Here is an 18,320-nt window from a genome sequence, read left to right on the forward strand (position 1 = left end):
CGCCCGCTCAGTTCCCGTCCGGCACCGGCGGGACGCTGCCCCCGACCGGCTCGGGCACGCTGCGCTCGAGTAGCCGGTTGGCGCTGATCAGGGTGATCCCGCGGTCGGTGATCTGCTGCAGCGCGGACGGCAACGCCTCCACCTCCAGCTCGCGCCGCTGGGCCAGAGCCACGGCGAAGGCGGCCTGCGGGTCGAACGTGCCCCGGCCGATGCCGTCGTGCAGGCCCAGAACGTCACCGGCCGCGACCGTCTGTCCCATGTAGTCGCCGATCTCGGGAACCTCCTTCTTGTCTCCCGGTCCCCGGGTGACCGACCAGATGAAGGTGTCGTAACCGAGCTCGGCGGCGATGCGCAGCGCGTAGCCGGTCAGCTCGCCGCGCGGTGGCCGGAAGCTGGTGAACGGCTGACCGAGGAGTGACTCGATCTCGTCCTTGCAACGCACCAGCTCCTCCCGCGTCTCCTGCTGGGTGAGCGTGGTCAGGTCGCGGTGGTCCCAGGTGTGGTTGCCGATCTCGTGCCCGGCCGCCACCACCTCGCGCAGCACCTCGGGGTGGTGGGTGCCGTTCCAGCCCATGACGTTGAACGTCGCGGTGACCCCCGCCCGGTCCAGCGCGTCGAGGATGCGCGGGGTGTACTCCGGCGTCGGCCCGTCGTCGAAGGTGATCGCCGCGATCGGCTCGGTGACTGTAGCGTTCCAGACCACCCGGCGGGTGCCGAGCCGAGCTACCCCCTCGCCCTCGTCCGCCGCGCCTCCAGCCTCGAGGAAGCGCTGCTCGGCACGCGCGGTCGCCCGGCGCCGCACCGCGTCGTCCTCGCCCGCTACGAGCACGCCGCCGGCGGCGCCCACCGCCACCCCGGCCGCACCCGCGCCGGCTCCCAGCAGGAATCCTCGTCTCGTCGTCATGGGGAGGTGATAGCGCCCCGTGCCGGGAACTGGGAAGTCCTCGGTGGTCGCCGCGAGAGTGAGAAGGGGCGGCAGGCCCGGATGACGACCGTCGTCCCCTCGGGGCTGGGGGTCGCATCGACCTCGGCGGAGGCGCGCACCAACGTCGGGCCCGGCCCGCGATTCACGCTGGGCACCCACTCCTGCCACTGCCCATGGTCGCGCACAATGATCAGCTGGCCGCGTTGCCAACGCAGCGTCCGCTCGTCTTCGTCGGTCCTCTTGTGAGCCGGAGGCAGACCTGCAACGGGCAACACTGCTGGACCGCCGGACGACTACCCCCGCACACTGCCCCATGGCCACCGAGACCCTCAGGTGCAGCCGGTGCGAAAGGTCGGCCATCTGGAACGTCCACGTGTCCTGCGGCTGCGGCGATGAGCAACACCTACGCTGTGCCGAACACGGCGGCGGCCGCCGCGGAGCTGGCCCCCAGTCCCAGCACATGAAGGACTGCCCATCCTGCGGAGGCATCCGCAGTGTGGTTACCGAGATCGTCTCTGTCCCAGACTGGATGAAGGCACGAGTTCAACAGGCGGACACCAGACCGCGATGCCAGATCCACACTTGTCGTAACCTCGGCCGCTATACCGCGACCACTAGCTGTGGATGTGGTGAGGACAGGATACGTGTCTGCACCAAGCACCACGCTGAGATCCGAACTGATGACGCCAAGTTCGGATGCTTCCAGTGCAGGGAGACCGTGACGGTGGTGGGCGGCGCGGACAGCGCTCCGCACCGTGCGTAGATGCCCTTCCAGTACGGGTTAGTTGCCGGCCGCTCGGTATGCCTCAACTACTGCAGCAGGGACACGCCCACGATTGCAGACCCCGTACCCCTTCGCAGTAGCCCAAGCGCGCACGGCCTTGGGGTCCTCGTCTCCGACAGAGCCAGAACCGCGGCGACGCCCGCGCACGCCGCCCACCTTGCGACCGGCCTCAATGTACTTTTCCAGCGCCTTATGCAGTTCCTCGGCGTTGGTGTCCGTCAGGTCGATCTCATAGTCCCGACCATCGAGGCCGAAGCTCAGGTTGTGTCGGCAGGTTCATCCGTCAGGTCGTCATGCATCGTGACGACGGTCTTTGTGGCCATGAGACTCACAGTCCGCGTGTAGTGCGTGTGTGTCAAGCGCGGTCATGAAGTCGCCGCCTGAATCGCCTCTTGCCTCATGGTGGAGGACCACGTGTCGCATGGGTGCCGATGGCCAGCGATGCACAACAGGCAGAGTGTGACCTACTGGATTTCGACGCCCTCGCGATGAGCGACGACACTGCCGCCGGGTTCTTGCAGGATGCCGCCCGGCTGGTAGTGGACGAACGTCCTACCGTAGAGCAGGCGTCCGCCTGATTGCTTCTTCGCGGAAAGCGGTCATGGCAACAAAATCAACCGAGGAGACGATCGCTAGTCTCAAGTTGTTCCCGCATTTAAAGGCGCCGGCGCGGGAACAACCCCACGCTGTTAGCGTGAGCGAGCAACTGCTGATTGGCGGTCACCAGCGTTGATCACGTGGGGATTGCATGCGCCCCCGCAGCGAAGGCGCCGATTGCATCGCAGGTCATCGTTCACATCGAGCCGTCCGACGACGAGCTAGGTCGAATTGTCCACGACCAGATAGAGAAGGCTTGACAGGAGCCGCTTTCCGTTCCCGGCCCCCCGGTCGTCCCGCCCTCGCCGGGACGTGGACCCCCCGGGACGGACGGAGCCCGACAACCCACTCCCGCAACGTCTCCACAAGCGGAAGGCGCCTAGGGGGAATGGCGGCGGCGGAGCCGGGAACCGTCCGGACGCACACTAGGGACATCTACGCCAAGAGGAGGTCGGGCACGGACGGCAGCTCGGGGTGCGCGGCCCCGCCTGGCCAACGGTCTGACCGTCCGTTGCCGGCACGCCGGAGACCGCTCCGCCGCTGCAGCTCTCGTTGGCGCCGGCGGTCACCGGCGGGATCATCGCGCCTGCACGGGGGCCGAGTGAGGAGGCGCCGTGCCTCGCTACCTGTTCATCGGCAACTACTCACCGCAAGGCTCGAAGGCGGTCCTCGCGGCAGGCGGCACCGCTCGGCGGGCTGCCATCGAGACGATGGTCTCGGACCTGGGCGGTCGGGTGGAGAGCTTCGACTTCGCGTTCGGGTCCGACGACGTCTACACGATCGTCGAGCTGCCCGATGCCCGGACGGCGACCGCCATCGCGCTCGCGGTGAACGGCAGTGGCGCTGTCAGCGTGCGCACCGTCGTCCTCATGACCCCCGAGGAGGTCGACGCGGCGGGCCAGGTGCAGCCGAACTACCAGCCGCCGACCTCGTGAACGCTCTCCCGTGGTGGAACTCCCGTTCCTCGTGACCGTCATGGGCGGAGGAACGGGAGAGCGACTCCGTGACGCCTGACAGGGGTGACGACTTGGCGTCCAGACCCCGTGATCGTCGGGGAGCAGGTCGGCGAAGCCGCGCCGCTCGGTGAGCCGGTGGCGGGTGAGCAGTAGCTCCCGGGCCGCATCCAGACGGCAACGCCCAGACGCACGGAACGGCACAGGTCGGACTACCAGCGACATTCGGTGCAGGAGGTCGACGTCGTGAGGGCCATCTGCCCTGCCCCCCAGGTTCGGCGGCGCACACGGCCCGCGTTACGAGACGTTGCGGAAGTAGGTCATCGGGCTCTCTCGGTCGGTGATGCCTCGGCGAAAGTGCGGGCATGTCGTCGCCAGCGTCTTCCCCGCCGCAGCGGCTGATCAGTGGGGAGCTGTGGGCGCTGGTCGAGCCGCTGATCCCACCGCGCCGCCCGGCCATCCACGGCCGGACGGGACGTCCACGAACCTCAGACCGCGACGTGCTCGAGGGCATCGCCTTTGTGCTCTCCACCGACATCGGCTGGGCCAAGCTGCTAAGCGAGCTCGGCTACGGGTCGGGCTGGACCTGCTGGCGCCGGATGCATGAGTGGGCCGAGGCGGGCGTTTTCGACCGGCTGCACACCGCGGTCCTCGACCAGCTCGGCGAGCGCGGGCAGCTGGACTGATCCCGGGCCAGCCTCGACTGAACCGCCCCAGGTTCAGTGGAGGCTCGGTTCTGCCGGGAGATCCTCAGTGAGGCCAGCGATCGAACGGTAGTAGGCGTCCTCAAACTCGACCGGTGGGATGTCGCCGCAGGCGCTGTGAAGACGTCGGTGGTTGAACCAGTCGACGTACTCCAGGGTGGCCAGCTCGACGTCGTCGAGGCCGCGCCAGGGGCCGCGGCGGCGGATCAGCTCGATCTTGTAGAGCCCGATGAGGGACACGGCGGCGGCGTTGTCTTAGCTGTCGCCCTTGCTGCCCACCGAGCGGAGGGCGCCGGCTGCGTCGAGGCGCTCGGTGTAGCGAATCGCGAGGTACTGCACGCCACGGTCGGAGTGGTGCACGAGGCCGGTCACGTCCCGCTCTTCTCGAGCCCGGGTCCACAAGCCCTGCTCGAGGGCGTCGAGGGCCAGGTCGGTGCGCAGCGAGGTGGAGGCGCGCCAGCCGACGATGCGGCGGGAGAACACGTCCATGACGAAGGCGACGTAGACGAATCCCGACCAGGTCACCACGTAGGTCAGGTCGGCCACCCACAACCGGTTCGGCGCCGGGGCGCTGAAGGTCCGGTCGACCAGGTCACCGGGGCGGGCGGCCACCGCGGCGGGCACGGTGGTGCGCTTGACCTTGCCGCGGACCGCGCCGGCCAGTCCCAGCTCGCGCATCAGCCGCTCGACGCGGCAGCGGGCGACCGGAATGCCCTCCCGGTGCAGCGCCCGCCAGACCTTACGGGCGCCATAGACGCCCAGGTTGGCCTCGTGCACCCGCACGATCTCGGCCTTGAGCTGCGCGTCGCGGACCGTCCGGTCCGACCGGGGTCGGGTCCGGGCGGCGTAGTAGGTGCTCGGGGCGATCTTCGCGCCGGCCTCGGTGAGGGCGCGGCAGATCGGCTCGACCCCGAACTCCTGACGATGCTGGTCGATGAAGCCGATCAGCGCTGAGAGGGCCGGTCGAGCTCGGCCGCGAAGAAAGCCGACGCGCTCTTGAGGATCGCGTTCGCCCGGCGCAGCTCCCGGTTCTCCCGCTCCAGCTCGGCCAGCCGTGCCCGCTCATCACTCATCAGGCCCGGCGCGCCGCCGGCGTCGATGCGCGCCTGCTGCACCCAGTTGCGTAGCGAGTCCGGCACGATCCCCAGCTGCTCACCGACCCGCTTGCACGCGGCGTTGACGCTCAGCTTCTCCGGCCCCTGCACCAGATCGAGCGCGAAGCGGATCGCCCGCTCACGCAGCTCGTCGGGGTACTCCCTCGGTGCCGCCATGACTTCCATCCTTCGGTGGTTGGAAGCCTCCATCAATCCCGGGGCGGTTCAGAGCCTGGCTCGGCGGGTGGGTCCGGTGGAGGACGACACGACCGGCCGGACGCAGACACGGTAGGTGCGTTATCGATTCGTGACAAATCGCGGGGTGACGATCCGGACAAGTTGTCCCGGGTCTGGTAGAGGTCGAGGGGCGGTCCCCTGCACGCGACGGCAGGGCGTTGCAGCATTCAGGAGGGGACTTTGGGAGCACCCGAGACGTGGCTGGGTCGTGCACCGCCTCGTCGACAAGCCCGCGACGCCTGGAGGGCGGGCCCGGGTGTCAGCAGGTGGGCGCGCTCAGCTCGCCGGTGGTGGTGAGGTCCACGCCGCAGGCGCCGAAGTCGGCGCGGGACAGGTCTCGCACCAAGCCCAGTGCTTGCTGGGCGGGGTCGAGCTGGGCGAGTCCTGGGTCGACCATCACGGTGCTGACCAGCTGGCCGGAGTGCCAGGTCCCATCCGCTGCCAGCCGTAGCGTGACGATGCCGCCGATGCCCGCCGGGCCGTCGTTGGAGAGGGTGCGGTAGCCGGTGAAGTTGCCCATGCTGTAGGCGATCAGCCGTCCGCGGTACCACTCCATACCCCGCAGCACGTGTGGACCGGCACCCAGGACCGCGTCCGCGCCGGCGTCGATCACCGCACGGGCGAAGGCCATGGCGTCCCCTCGGTTCTCGCCGAGGAAGATCTCGGGGCCTGGGCGGACGTGGGTCTGGTCTGCACCTTCCGCGCCGGCGTGGATGGTGACCAAGACCACATCGGCCTGCTCGGCGGCCTGCCCGACGAGCTGCTGTGCGGCGGGGATGTCGAGCAGGCTCTGGGCCCAGCCGTAGGGGGCGAAGCCGAGGATCGCCACTCGCAGGGACCCGATGTCCTGAAGGGTCACCTGTTCGGGCATGCCGGTGTACTGCAGACCCTCCGCCGTCAGCGCCGCCTGCGAGTCGCGCAGGCCGGCGTCACCGAAGTCGTGCGAGTGGTTGTTCGCCAGGTTGAGGACGGTGAACCCGGCCTCGCGGAGCCATCCTGCATACGACGGTGGAGTTCGGAAGGCGAAGCAGTCACTGCTGTTCGCGCCGCACTTGGTCGACGTCGCGATGTCGGTGAGGGCCTGGTCCAGGTTGGCCAGCACGACGTCTCCGGTGAGCCGGTCGGCGACGGCATCGAACAAGTGACGTCCATTGTCGGGAGGCAGCTCTGGCGTCGCCCCCATGATGACGTCGCCGACGGCACTGACCTCCACGATCGCGGGCTGATCCTCAGGCTTCCGGGCCCCGGCGCTGGGCGTCGCCTGGTCGGCGGACGCACCGGTCGAGGTGTTAGCCGTCGAACCCTGACCCGCGGACGGGACGGCAGGACCGCCGGGTGAGCATGCGGTGGTCAGCAAGGTGATGACCACGGTCAGCAGCGGCCGGAGCAGCTTCTTCGAGGCCGACCGCGCCTCGTGCGGCGATAGGCGGCGGGCCGCGTTTGTCGCCGAGTCTGCGTGTCTCGGTGAACATCCTGCCCCGCGCATGCTCGGAATGGTCGAGCAGGTCGGCGCCCGGACGAGCCGGGTCTGCATGATCAGCCCCTGCGAGGACGTCCTGTCTGCGTGGCAAGCACGGCCTGTTGCCGGATCCTCACCCGAGGAGGGCTGCCGGTCGCCTCGTCTGACCGCACCAACGTCCACACCGCGGCCATCACGCGCACATCGAGCAGTTAGGAGTGCGGATGGCCGTGAGGGCGGGGCTTCGGCAGCAGCAGCGGAGCGACCCGCTCGCCAGCTCCGCCGGGTCTGCCTGATGGCAGGTTTGAGCAGTTCTGGCGCTGCTGGGCAGCGGGGCACCGAACTTTCGGCTGGCCATGGCCAGTACCGCGCCGCCGCTCGCCTTCGTCCGCGCCGCCGCGCCGGCTCACGCGCGAGTAGCCGCGGTCAGCGCACCCCTTTCGCCCGGGCACTGACGCTGTCCAGGCTGGCCCGCGACCTGAACCGGCCCGGGGGCACCCCAAAGGCTCCATCAATGCCGGGGCGGTTCAGCACTGATCGGCCCAGCCCCAGGCGGCCGAGCCGGCGTCGAGCACCCGCAGCTCGTCGAGCTGGGCGGGTCTCAGCCCGCAGCGCGACTCGCCCGGCCCCTTCGAGGCCAGCACTGGGCGACCGCCGGCGGCCAGCGCGCGCCGCCAGCGGTTGGCCGACATCCGGGTCACCCGGAACCGGGTCGCCACCTCTCGGTCGGTGGCGCCCTCCTCGATCCACTCCGCGGCTTCCAGTCGCACCCGTTCCCGCCGGGTGCACTCCTCAGCGGTCACCCGCCACCTTGGGCGTACCTCATGGTTCTGGGATAGGGCGCGCCGCGCTGGCTGTCAGCAGGCTACGGAACTCCCGCCGTTAATGGTCGTTAATCCCCGGGCGGTTCAGTTGGCCTGACATCAAAGGCCTCTCCGGTTGACAACGGAGCGTCAGCTTGGGTATTCCAGGAACTGATGATCAAGGTGGCCAGAAAAATCAACACGTACAGGTTCCCTATGAACAGCGCTGCGGGACCTGAGTGCAGCACCGCAGGGCCCGCGGCGTCCGGCGGATCAGCCAGTGCAAGCACCCAGGGAAACGTCAGCGGTAGCAGCAAGCAAATCACCACCCACGGAGTGCGACCGGCCGAGACGACCACCCGGTGGATGGCTATCACAGCCAGCGGGAGTATCCACACCCAGTGATGGCCCCACGACCATGGTGATATCGCCGCGGCGCACGCCCCGCACATCGTGATACCCAGTAGACGCTGACCGCGCCGTGTCGCCCGCGCCGCGATGATCAGGGCAATGGCTCCGACCACGGTCGCGAGAGTGCCCCACACCCACAGCACCCCCGTCTCCGAGAGACCGGAGCGCAACACCAATCCGCGTATCGACTGGTTGTGTGTCGACCTGAGGTCCGCGTAGATTCGGCCGGAATCGGCGAAGGCGCCCTTCAACCAGTATTTCATGGAATCGCCGGGCAGCAGTGCGAACCCTATCAGGATCGTCCCCGCAAAAGTTCCGGCAGCCACCGCGGCTGCCCGAAATTGCCGCAGGGCGAGCAGGTAGAGCACAAAGAATAGAGGTGTCAGCTTGATACCCGCCGCAATGCCAACTCCGATGCCGCGCGTCCGACGACCGTCCGACCCCATCAGATCCGCCACCACCAGTGCAAGCAGCACAAGATTGATCTGACCGACGTAAAAGTTCGTGCGTACCGCCTCCGTCAGCATGATTACTGAGGCGGTCAGCACCACCGCTGCGATGAGCACACGTCCGCGCAGCTCGGCGATCGACTGCCACGAACGCCACGCGACGAAAACCAGCAGCGCGTAGTTGGCCACAACCCAAGTGGCCTGGGCGACAACAGCGGGTAGCAATGCGAAGGGAGTGAACAACAACGCCGCGAATGGCGTGTACACGAAGCTCACGTCCTGAAAAACTGGTCCATCGTACAGTGGAGTGCTGAACAGCACCGCCGCACCGCCAGCCCGATACACAACAAAATCGATCGCCTCGGCCGAAAATGCGCGTACGACAATGGCTAGGCCGAGAAAACTGATGCCGCCTACAAGTGCCTGCCCAAGAAGCCCAGAGTTGGGAGCGCCGATCCTCACATGCTTCCTTCCCGGGACCATGTCAACGACGAGCGCTTCCGGTCCTCGACCCTTGGATCGCCCTTTTGGAGCGCTTGACTGGCCCACGATGCGGTACGAGGAGCGTAGGCGGACCTGGCGTAATTGGCAGGGCATTGACCCACCACCTCGACTGGACCGAACAATTGTTTACGAAGGAACACGCCATCAACAGGTAAATCGCCCCAGCTTCAATGGACGCTTTGTTGCGCCCCGGGTTCCGTGGAGTCGGCGGGCTGGATTGGTTAGGCGCCGATGATCAGTTGTCGGTTCTCGAACTCCATGGGCGTGGGCATGCTCAGGCGGCTATGACGCCGTTGCCGGGGCGGTCGGGCGACTCAGCGGGCGTGGCAGCCGCCGTACCATCGGCACCCAGCCACCGGCGAACCGCCATCCGCTGACGGTGCGCTGGACGCCCAGCCGGTGCCGAGCGCCCCGGTCATGAGAACAGCCGCCAGCACCGTCCGAATGCGCCGCTGGGTCATGCTGCTCCCCTTCCGCCGTGCCGCCGAGGAAGCGGGCGGCCGTGCGGCCACGATGCCGTGACCGGGCCGACCAGTACAGACACCCACGCGTGACACCTACGCTGAGTTGACTCCCCCCAACGGCCAGGTCAGCGGTCCCGGTGTCGCGGCTGTCGTCCGTCCCGGTGTCGGTCCGTCCCCGCGTTGCTCCCTCGCGGTGATCCCCGTTCTCCCCGTGCCCGGGGACGTGCAACCGCGCTCAGGACATCGGGATCTCATCACCTGTCGACTGTTGGTGGCGGCCGGTCGACGACACCCCGCCGCGCGACGTGAAGTCGGCATTCAGGGGATGAACCAGCTGCTGCATGGTCGAGGACTTCTGCTCGACCTCCTTACGCAACACGGTCAGCCGAGCGTGCTCTTCATGCAGCCAGAACACCCCGAGCAGAAAGCCAGCCGCCAGCAGAACAAGAGCCGTGAGCACGGCGAACAAGAAACCGATCATCAGTTGCATCCCCCACGTCGAGAGTCTTGGTTGGTGTATCAGTGGAGGTTCATCCGTGCAAACCAGTGGCCAGCGCCCAGCGAATCTTGTTGATCACCTGCCAGTGACCCCGCCGCCTGCCGTTGCGTCGATCATGCTCGGGAAGCAGGTCCTCGATGCGCGGCCAGGCTTGTCGATGAGCTCATGCCGCCGAAGAGACTCCCCTGAAACGTCCTGTGAACGCTGGGAACGCTGGGCCGGGCTGCCCCGATCGTAGTCGGGTCAAGTCTGGTGGCGTGGTGTGTGACGGCTTCCGCGTGATCTTCCTTGTCGGTCAGGCGCTGAGCGCCGGAATGGTCACCTCCTCGGTAGCGGAGTCGGTGTCGTGGCCGGTGATGGGTCGAATGCGGCAGCGGGTGAGCACGTCGAGGCCGAGGTAGCGACGGCCTTCGATCCATTCGTCGTGCTGCTCGGCCAGCACGGCACCGACCAGGCGGATCAGGGGCGTCGCGGTCGGGAAAGATGCCGACCACGTCGGTGCGGCGGCGGATCTCGCGGTCGAGCCGCTCGGAGGGGTTATTCGACCAGATCTGCCGCCAGACCGCCTTGGGAAAGGCGGTGAAGGCCAGCACGTCGGCGCGGACGGCCTCGAGGTGCTCAGCCACACGAGGCAGCTTGTCGGCCAGGGCATCAAGGACGCGGTCGAACTGGGCGTGCACCGATGCGGCGTCGGACTGGTCATAGACCGAGTGCAGCAGCGCCCGCACCCACGGCCAGGACACCTTCGGGCAGACCGCCATCAGGTTCGCCGCGTAATGCGTCCTGCAGCGCTGCCAGCCGGCTCCGGGCAGGGTGGCGCCGATGGCCTCGACCAGTCCGCGGTGGGCATCGGAGGTGACCAACTGGACTCCGGTGAGGCCGCGGGCGGTCAGGTCGCGGAAGAAGGCCAGCCAGCCGGCGCCGTCCTCGGCGCTGGTGACCTGCAGGCCGAGGATTTCCCGGTGCCCGTCGGCGTTGACGCCGGTGGCGACCAGGGCGTGCACGTTGACCACCCGGCCGCCCTCGCGGACCTTGAGCACCAGCGCCTCGGCGGCGACGAAGGTGTAGGGGCCGGAATCCAGCGGCGGTGCCGGAAGTCCGCCATCTGGCCATCGAGCTCCTTGGCCATCTCACTGACCTGCGACTTGCTCAGCCAGGTGATGCCCAGGCTCTCGACGAGCTTCTCCACCCCGACCGCGACGGCGCTGGCGGGGACGGCCGGCCCGGTGCGTTCGTCAGCCAGAGTGAGCACCGGTCCGGCGACGACGCCCCTCAGCTCTTCGACCACGCCGGAGCGGTCTGCACCGGGAGCGCCCAGCACAGCCGCGCACGCCGTGGCGCCGTCGCTGGGAGCAGGCTGGAGGGCGTCGGCGTCGTCGGCCGGGTGGGCTGCGGACTGGTCGGTCATGTCGTGCTCCTGGTCGGGGTGTGGGCTCCGGGTGAGGCCACGATGTCCGCGGGCGCTTCAACCGCGCTCCACGTTCCGCCCGACGGAGGAGGCCGCGCGAACGCCGCCCGCCCGCAGGTCGTCGAGCAGTTGTCCGGCGTGCCGGCCGGTCCGTCGTCGACGGTGAGCGCGACGCACTGCAGGACGGCGCAGTCGACGTCCGCGCCGGCAACAGGTGGCAGATCCGGAGCGCCGCCGTTGGAGCGGCCTTGGAGCCCGGGGCAGCACAGTCCGGTCGTCCGCGGCACCCGCCGCGTCCCGGCCCGCACCGCCCGAGGGAGGACGACCGATGGCCCGGCCCGCACGACTGCACTCACCCGCCGAAGACCACGACGGCCAGCCGGCCAGGACCCTGTCGATGGCCGTGGCCGAGGAGAGGGACCACCTCAACGAGCGGTTGTGGAGCACGATCACCCGGCCCGGAGGGGCCCGTGTCGCACGTCGAGGTCGTCCTCCTGGCCCGGTTCCGCGACGGGCGCATCCTGGGGTGCGGGGAGCTCACCTACCCGGACCGGACCCAGCCGGAGGCCCTCGATGACCACTGACCGGCCGTCGTCCGGCACGGGCAGCGAGCCCACACCTCGGCTCCGCAGCGACGCACCGGTGCCCGTCCCCCGGCATCCGGAGGACGCCGCCGAGCCCGGCGAACGTGCCCTCGCCGGTCCCTACGGTGGCGCGATGGTCAGCGGGACCGACTCCGCCGGAGGACACGGCGACCGGCGCGCACACCGCCTCGAGAAGCTGCGGGCCCTGCACACCCGGGGCGCGCTCCCCTACCGCTACCCCACCGACGCCACCGCCGCGGGCATCCATGACGGGTACACCGGCCTCGACCCCGACGAGCGGACGACCGACCGCGTGCGGGTCGCAGGCCGCCTCGAGCTGGTCCGCCGGCAGGGGCACCTCACCTTCGCCGCGCTGCGCGACCGCACCGGCGCCGTCCAGTTGTTCGTCGACTCCTCCGTGCTCGGCGCCGCCCGGCACACGGAGTTCGACGACGTCGACCGGGGCGACTGGGTCGGCGTGGAGGGGACGGTGATGCGGACCCGCCGCGGGGAGCTGTCGGTGTGCGTCGAGGACTTCGCCGTCCTGGGCAAGGCGCTGGTCGAGCCGCTGGCCAAGCACGGGGGGCTGACCGACGTCGAGACCCGCTACCGGCAGCGGTACGCCGACCTGGAGGTCAACGAGCGGACCCGAGAGGTCTTCCGGATCCGGCACACCGCCGTCCGGGCCATCCGGCGGCACCTCGAGGACCGCGGCTTCACCGAGGTCGAGGGGCCGGTGCTGCAGAGCATCCAGGGCGGCGCCAGCGCCCGGCCGTTCGTCACCCACCACAACGCGCTCGACCTCGACCTCTACCTGCGGATCGCGCTCGAGCTGCACCTCAAGCGGCTGATCGTCGGCGGCATGGAGCGGGTCTTCGAGATCGGCCGGGTGTTTCGCAACGAGGGCATCGACACCCGGCACAACCCGGAGTTCACGATGCTGGAGGCCTACCAGGCCTTCGCCGACTACACGGACATGATGGACCTGGTCGAGGGCATGGTCACCGACGCCGCCCATGCCGCGCTCGGCGACGACCTCACCGTCCACTACGGCGGGCACGACATCGACCTCGGTGCCACGCCGTGGCCCCGCCGGCGCTTCGCCGACATGATCACCGAGGTCACCGGCGCCACCATGCACCCGGCCATGCCGGTCGAGGAGGCCCGAGCCGTGCTCGACCGGCTGGGCATCCCGTACGAGGCCGGTTGGGGTCCCGGACGCCTGATGAAGGAGGTCTACGACGAGCGCGTGCAGCACTCGATCGTCGGGCCGGTCTTCTGCGTCGACTATCCGCGCGAGGTCTCACCCCTGGCCCGCACGCACCGCGACGACCCCGCCTATGTCGAGCGCTTCGAGCTGATCGTCGCCGGATTCGAGCTGTGCAACGCCTACTCCGAGCAGAACGACGCCGTCGAGCAGCTGGCCGCCTTCGAGGCCGAGGCGCGCGCCAAGGAACACGGGGACCCCGAGGCCGGCGACGTGGACCTGGACTACGTGCGGGCCCTCGAGCGCGGGATGCCCTGTACCGGCGGCCTGGGCATCGGCATCGACCGCCTGGTAATGCTGCTGGCCAGCGTCGACTCCATCCGCGAGGTCATCCTCTTCCCCACGCTGCGCCCCGAGTCCGGCCCGCCGCCCGGCGGCGGCCCCCGCGGTGCGCCGCGGCCCCTCGTGCCGCCCACCGCGCTCCCGTCGGGGAGCGCCACCGGCACCGGCGCCTCGGTGGTCGCCCTCCCCGACCTCGCTCCCTCGGCGCACGCCGTCCCCGCTCCGCCGGCCCCTGCGGGGGCGCAGCCGCTGGCCGTCCGGCTGCTCGCAGGACTGACCGCGCTGTGCGGCGTCCTGCAGCTCGCCGTCCGCCTCCCGGTGGTGCACGACCGGCTCGGGGGCGGGGCGGTCGACGTCGACCCGCTGTGGGTCCCCGTCGCCGGCTCGGTGGCCTCCGTCGTGGTCGGGCTGCTGCTCCTCCTGCTGGCGCACCAGCTCGCCCGGCGCAAGCACCGCGCCTGGCAGGTGGTCGTCGCGTCGTTCGCGGTCGGGACGGTCGCGCACGCGGTCAAGGGCCCGCACCCGGTCGCCGTCGCCGTGTGCGTGGCGATGCTGGTCGCGCTGGTGGCGACGCGGTCGGCGTTCCGCGCACCCGGCGACCCGCCGTCGCTGCTGCGGCTGCTGCACGTCCTGCCGCTGTACCTGGGCGGCGTCCTGCTCTTCGGCCTGACCACGCTGTGGGTCGAGCGGTCCCGCGTCGAGCCCGGCCTCACCGTGGGGGGTGCGCTGGAGACGGTGCTCGGCGGGCTGGTAGGCGTCGACGGGCCCTACACCTACCGGTCGGCGTTCCTCTCCTCCTTCCTCCCGGCCGCCCTCCTCGCCCTGGGCGTGGCCGGGCTGGCCGTCCTCGGCGTGCTGCTGCTGCGGCCACTGGCCGCCCGCCGCCCGCACACCGAGGACGACTGGCAGCACGCCTCACGCCTGGTGCACACCTACGGTTGGGACACGCTGGCCTATTTCTCGTTGCGCGATGACAAGAGCTTCTTCTTCTCCAGCGACGGTGAGGCCTTCCTCGCCTACACCTATCTCGGCGGCTACGCGCTGGTGTCCGGCGACCCCGTGGGGGCCCAGGAGTCGGTGGTGCGGGTCCTCGACGAGTTCCTCACGATGTGCGAGGAACGGGCCTGGACCCCGGCACTGCTGGCCGTGCGCGAGGCGAGCATGCCGCTGTACTCCTCGCGCGGGTTCACCTCCGTCTACCTCGGTGACGAGGCGGTCATCGACTGCCAGCGGCCGATGCTCGAGGGTCCGGCGCACAAGGGCCTGCGGGCCGCCGTGCGGAGGGTGGGCCGCACCCACCGGTTCCGGCTGCTCGCCGAGGCCGATGCACCGCCGGCGCTGGTCGACCAGCTCAACGCGATCAGCGCCCGCTGGCGGGGCAAGAACCCGGAGCGAGGGTTCACGATGACGCTGTCCCAGGACGTGCGCGGCGCGGGCGCGGACCCGCAGTTCCTCCTCTGCGTCGCGCTCGACGATCGTGGCGTGCCGGGCGGCTTCCTGCGGCTGGTGCCCGCGTACGGTCCCTCCTTCGGCTACACGCTCGACCTCATGCGCCACGACCCGGACGCGCCCAACGGCATGACCGAGTTCCTCATCGCGGAGACGGCCACCGCCCTCGGCTCCCGGGGCGTGGCACGGCTGTCGATGAACTTCGCGATGTGGGGCCGGCTGTTCGCCGACGACGTGCCGTTCACGACCGGTCAACGGGCAGCGCGCTGGGCGGTCGGGGTGCTCAACCCGTACTTCCAGATCCGGTCGCTGCGGGACTTCAACGCGCGCTTCGACCCGGAGTGGCTCCCCCGCGTCCTCGCCGTCCGCCGCCGCGCGGACCTCCCGCGGGTGGGGCTGCGCTACGCCGGCGCAGAGGGCTTCCTCGCCGTTCCGGGGCTGGGGTCACTGCTGGTGCCCCGGGCCGTCGGCGGGGTGCCGTCGCCGTCGGACCCTCAGGGGCGGGCGGCGTGAACGGGGCGGATCGGGATCGGACCGGGTGCGAGTTCTGGCTCCACGGGTTCCCGGTCCCACGCCGGGCCGTGGGCCGCGCGGTGCAGGCGGAGGCCTGGGGGTTCGACGGCCTCTTCCTGGCCGACAGCGAGCAACTCGTCGGCGACCCCTACGTCGAACTGGCGCTGGCCGCCCGGGAGACCCGGCGGTTGCGCCTGGGCCCCGCCGTCACCAACCCGGTGACCCGCCACCCGGCCGTGACGGCGGCCGCCGTGGCGACGCTGCAGATCGAGTCGGGCGGCCGGGCCGCGGTCGTCCTCGGCCGGGGTGACTCCGCAGTACGACAGGTGGGCCTGCTCCCGGCCACGACCGCGGAGCTCGAGCAGGGACTCGTCTCGCTCCAGGCGCTCCTCCGCGGCGAGGCCGTGCCCGTCGCCGGAGGGGGCACAGCGCGCATGGCCTGGATCGACGCCTTCCACCCGGGGGAGGTCCCGGTGTCCGTGGCCGCGACGGGCCCGGCGACCATCGCCCTCGCGGCCCGGCGGTGCGGGCGGGTCGACCTCACCGTCGGGGCCGATCCACAGCGGGTGTCCTGGGCGGTCGCCCACGCGCGGGACGCCGTCCGGGGCACGGGAGCACGGCCCTCGCTCGGTGCCTTCGTCAACGTCGCCGTGCACCCGGACGCCGCGGTCGCGCGGCACCTGGTCCGCGGCAGTGCCGCGATCTTCGTCCACGTCGTCGCCGAGGGGCCGATGGACGTCGTCCCGGAGGACGACCGCCCCGTGGTGGCCGGGGTCCGCGCGGCCTACGACGAGGCCGCCCACGGGCTGACCACGGCCGGCCACGCCACCTCCCTCCCCGACGCCTTCCTCGACCGCTTCGCCGTGGCCGGCACGCCGGAGCACTGCGTCGCCCGCCTGCAGGAGCTGATCAACCTCGGGTTGGACCGCATCGTCGTGGTCCCCGGCTCCCGGGACGCCGACCCGGACCTCCTCGCGATGTCCGACGAGCTCTTCGCCACCGAGGTCCTGCCGCGCCTCCGGACCGGCGCACCGGCCAGCGGGACACCATGACGGCGGAGCCCGGGGCGTCCGCCGCGCGCCGGCACGCGGTCCTCGGGACGGCGGTCGTGCTGACGGCGCTGCTGGCCGCGCTCGCGGTTGTCCAGTGGGCCGGCCGGGACCGGGCGCCGTTCGGCCCGGGCTCCCTCGACGCGGTCGAGCGCGCGGTGACGGCGGCGGGGCTGCGGATCTGCGAAGCCGCCGACGTCGACCACGACCTGCCCGGCGCCAGCCTCGGTGGGCGCGCCTACGAGGTTGCCGCGTCCTGCCCCGATGACGCGACCACCATCGTCGTCGACCGGTTCGCCTCCGCCGGCGACCGGGACGCCGCCGCGCGGCGGTTCGAGTCGCTGACCCGCCCGCGCGGCAGCGGCGCCGTCCTCACCCTGGACGACGCGACCGTGCTGCTGCAGGGCCCGGGGGACGAGGAGCCGCGGCGGCGGCTGCGCGAGGCGCTGGTCGTCGAGGGCGCCCGGTGACCCGGCCCGCACGCACTGCCCGCCTGGGCGTGCTCGCGCTGGCGATGGTCAACGTTGCGTCGATCGTCAGCGCGCGCAACCTGCCGGTCATGGCGGAGTACGGCTGGTCCATGCTGCTGCTGTTCGCGCTGTCGATCCTGGTCTTCCTCGTGCCGGTCTCGATGGCCGCCGCCGAGCTCGGGACCGCCTTCCCGCGCGACGGCGGGGTCTACGCCTGGGTGAAGGAGGCCTTCGGCGGGCGCACCGGCTTCCTCGCGGTGTGGTGCGACTACGCCGAGAACGTCGCCTGGTTCCCCACGGTCCTGTCCTTCATCGCCGCCTCGTCGGCCTACGCCATCGACCCGTCGCTGGCCGACGACAAGGCGTACCTCGTCGTCGTCATGCTCGTCGTCTTCTGGGGCACCACGGCCGCGGCGCTGCGGGGCGTCCGCACCTCCGCGGTGATCGGCGCCGTGGGCACGATCGCGGGCTCGATCCTGCCGGCGCTGCTCGTCGTCATCCTCGGGGCGGCCTTCCTCCTGCGGGGCGACGCCTCGCAGATCCCCTTCTCGGCCTCTGCGCTGGTGCCGGAGGTGTCGTTGGGCAACCTGGCGTTCCTCGGCGGAATCATCCTGCTGTTCACCGGCATGGAGATGGCCGGCTTCCACGCGCGGGAGACCCGCGAGCCCGGCCGCACCGTCCCCCGGGCGATCACCCTCGCGGTCGCGGTCACGGTGACTTTCTCGGTGCTCGGCTCGCTGTTCATGGCCTTCGTGCTGCCGCGGCACGAGATCAGCCTGGTCTCTGGGACGATGGAGCTGTTCGCCAGTGTGCTCGACACGCTCTCGGTGAGCTGGCTGCTCCCGCCGCTGGCGGTCCTCGTGGTCCTCGGCGGCGTCGCCCACCTCACGCCGTGGGTACTGGGCCCGGCGAAGGGGGTCGCGGTCGTCGCCCTGGAGGGGCTGGCCCCCGGACGGTTCGGGCGAACCAACCGCAACGACGTCCCGGTGGCCCTACTGGTCGTGCAGGGTCTCGCGGGCACCGTGTTCGCGCTGCTGTTCGTCGTCGTGCCGAGCGTCAGCACCTCGTACTGGATGCTGTCGGCGGTCACCGCCCAGGTGATCGTGGTGATGTACGCGCTGGTGTTCGCCAGTGTGATCCGGCTGCGGCACACCCGGCCCGACGTCCTCCGGCCGTACCGGATCCCCGGCGGGCTGCCCGGCGTGTGGCTCGTCGGCGGCGTCGGGCTGCTGGGCTGCCTCGTCTCCTTCCTCCTCGGCTTCGTGCCGCCGACCCAGCTGGCCACCGGTGACACCGTCGTCTACGTGGCCCTGCTGGCGTTGGCGACCGTCGTGCTGTCCCTGCCGCCGTTCGTGTTCGCCCTCCTGGCCCGACGCCGTGGGCCGGCGCCGGTCCCCGCTCCCACGAGCTGACCG

General features: G+C 70.5%; 11 protein-coding genes, 3 pseudogenes and 1 other annotated feature. Of the genes and pseudogenes, 6 read left to right on the plus strand and 8 right to left on the minus strand.

From position 1 onward, the window contains the following. Positions 1-7: 7 nt before the first annotated feature. A complete protein-coding gene (locus tag ABQ292_RS08320; protein WP_369205157.1) occupies positions 8-904 on the minus strand; it encodes a polysaccharide deacetylase family protein in 897 nt (298 codons plus the stop codon). An 802-nt stretch (positions 905-1,706) separates the two neighbouring features. Further along, positions 1,707-1,970: a histone-like nucleoid-structuring protein Lsr2 gene (locus ABQ292_RS08325; RefSeq protein ID WP_369205226.1), complete on the minus strand. Its 264-nt coding sequence runs from the start codon at positions 1,968-1,970 to the stop codon at positions 1,707-1,709. Positions 1,971-2,920: 950 nt separating this feature from the next. On the opposite strand from ABQ292_RS08325, the gene ABQ292_RS08330 reads away from it, so the two are divergent. Next, positions 2,921-3,241 (plus strand): GYD domain-containing protein, encoded by a 321-nt coding sequence (locus ABQ292_RS08330; RefSeq protein ID WP_369205159.1) that lies wholly within the window; start codon positions 2,921-2,923, stop codon positions 3,239-3,241. 383 nt (positions 3,242-3,624) lie between these two features. Beyond that, a pseudogene (locus ABQ292_RS08335) lies at positions 3,625-3,942 on the plus strand (transposase); the annotation flags it as partial. A 36-nt stretch (positions 3,943-3,978) separates the two neighbouring features. Here ABQ292_RS08335 and ABQ292_RS08340 read toward each other — a convergent pair. From ABQ292_RS08340 to ABQ292_RS08365, 6 genes and pseudogenes are all read right to left on the minus strand, one after another. Continuing rightward, positions 3,979-5,234, minus strand: a pseudogene (locus ABQ292_RS08340) (IS3 family transposase). Next, positions 4,822-4,950, minus strand: a sequence feature (AL1L pseudoknot). Its footprint overlaps the pseudogene before it by 129 nt. Positions 5,235-5,553: 319 nt before the next feature. Further along, a complete protein-coding gene (locus tag ABQ292_RS08345; RefSeq protein ID WP_369205161.1) occupies positions 5,554-6,828 on the minus strand; it encodes a CapA family protein in 1,275 nt (424 codons plus the stop codon). 452 nt (positions 6,829-7,280) lie between these two features. After that, a complete protein-coding gene (locus ABQ292_RS08350; RefSeq protein WP_369205163.1) occupies positions 7,281-7,556 on the minus strand; it encodes a helix-turn-helix domain-containing protein in 276 nt (91 codons plus the stop codon). Between the two features lie 89 nt (positions 7,557-7,645). Then, a complete protein-coding gene (locus tag ABQ292_RS08355; protein ID WP_369205165.1) occupies positions 7,646-8,878 on the minus strand; it encodes a glycosyltransferase 87 family protein in 1,233 nt (410 codons plus the stop codon). Positions 8,879-9,619: 741 nt separating this feature from the next. Further along, complete coding sequence (locus ABQ292_RS08360; RefSeq protein ID WP_369205167.1) at positions 9,620-9,865, minus strand: hypothetical protein; 246 nt, start codon at positions 9,863-9,865, stop codon at positions 9,620-9,622. 313 nt (positions 9,866-10,178) lie between these two features. Further along, a pseudogene (locus ABQ292_RS08365) lies at positions 10,179-11,072 on the minus strand (IS256 family transposase); the annotation flags it as partial. 936 nt (positions 11,073-12,008) lie between these two features. Between ABQ292_RS08365 and lysS the strand changes: the two are divergent. Genes lysS through ABQ292_RS08385 form a run of 4 tightly spaced genes read left to right on the plus strand, consistent with a single transcriptional unit; the run spans position 12,009 to position 18,317 of the window. Continuing rightward, entirely contained in the window at positions 12,009-15,386 is a 3,378-nt protein-coding gene (gene lysS / locus ABQ292_RS08370; protein WP_369205169.1) for a lysine--tRNA ligase, read from the plus strand. Next, positions 15,383-16,438 (plus strand): LLM class flavin-dependent oxidoreductase, encoded by a 1,056-nt coding sequence (locus ABQ292_RS08375; protein ID WP_369205171.1) that lies wholly within the window; start codon positions 15,383-15,385, stop codon positions 16,436-16,438. Before lysS ends, ABQ292_RS08375 begins: the two co-directional genes overlap by 4 nt. Next, complete coding sequence (locus tag ABQ292_RS08380; RefSeq protein ID WP_369205173.1) at positions 16,435-16,905, plus strand: hypothetical protein; 471 nt, start codon at positions 16,435-16,437, stop codon at positions 16,903-16,905. The genes ABQ292_RS08375 and ABQ292_RS08380 overlap by 4 nt, the downstream gene beginning before the upstream one ends. Next, positions 16,902-18,317: an APC family permease gene (locus ABQ292_RS08385; protein WP_369205175.1), complete on the plus strand. Its 1,416-nt coding sequence runs from the start codon at positions 16,902-16,904 to the stop codon at positions 18,315-18,317. The genes ABQ292_RS08380 and ABQ292_RS08385 overlap by 4 nt, the downstream gene beginning before the upstream one ends. Positions 18,318-18,320 lie beyond the last annotated feature (3 nt).

Source organism: Geodermatophilus maliterrae (assembly GCF_041018925.1).
Taxonomy (GTDB): Bacteria; Actinomycetota; Actinomycetes; order Mycobacteriales; family Geodermatophilaceae; genus Geodermatophilus; species Geodermatophilus maliterrae.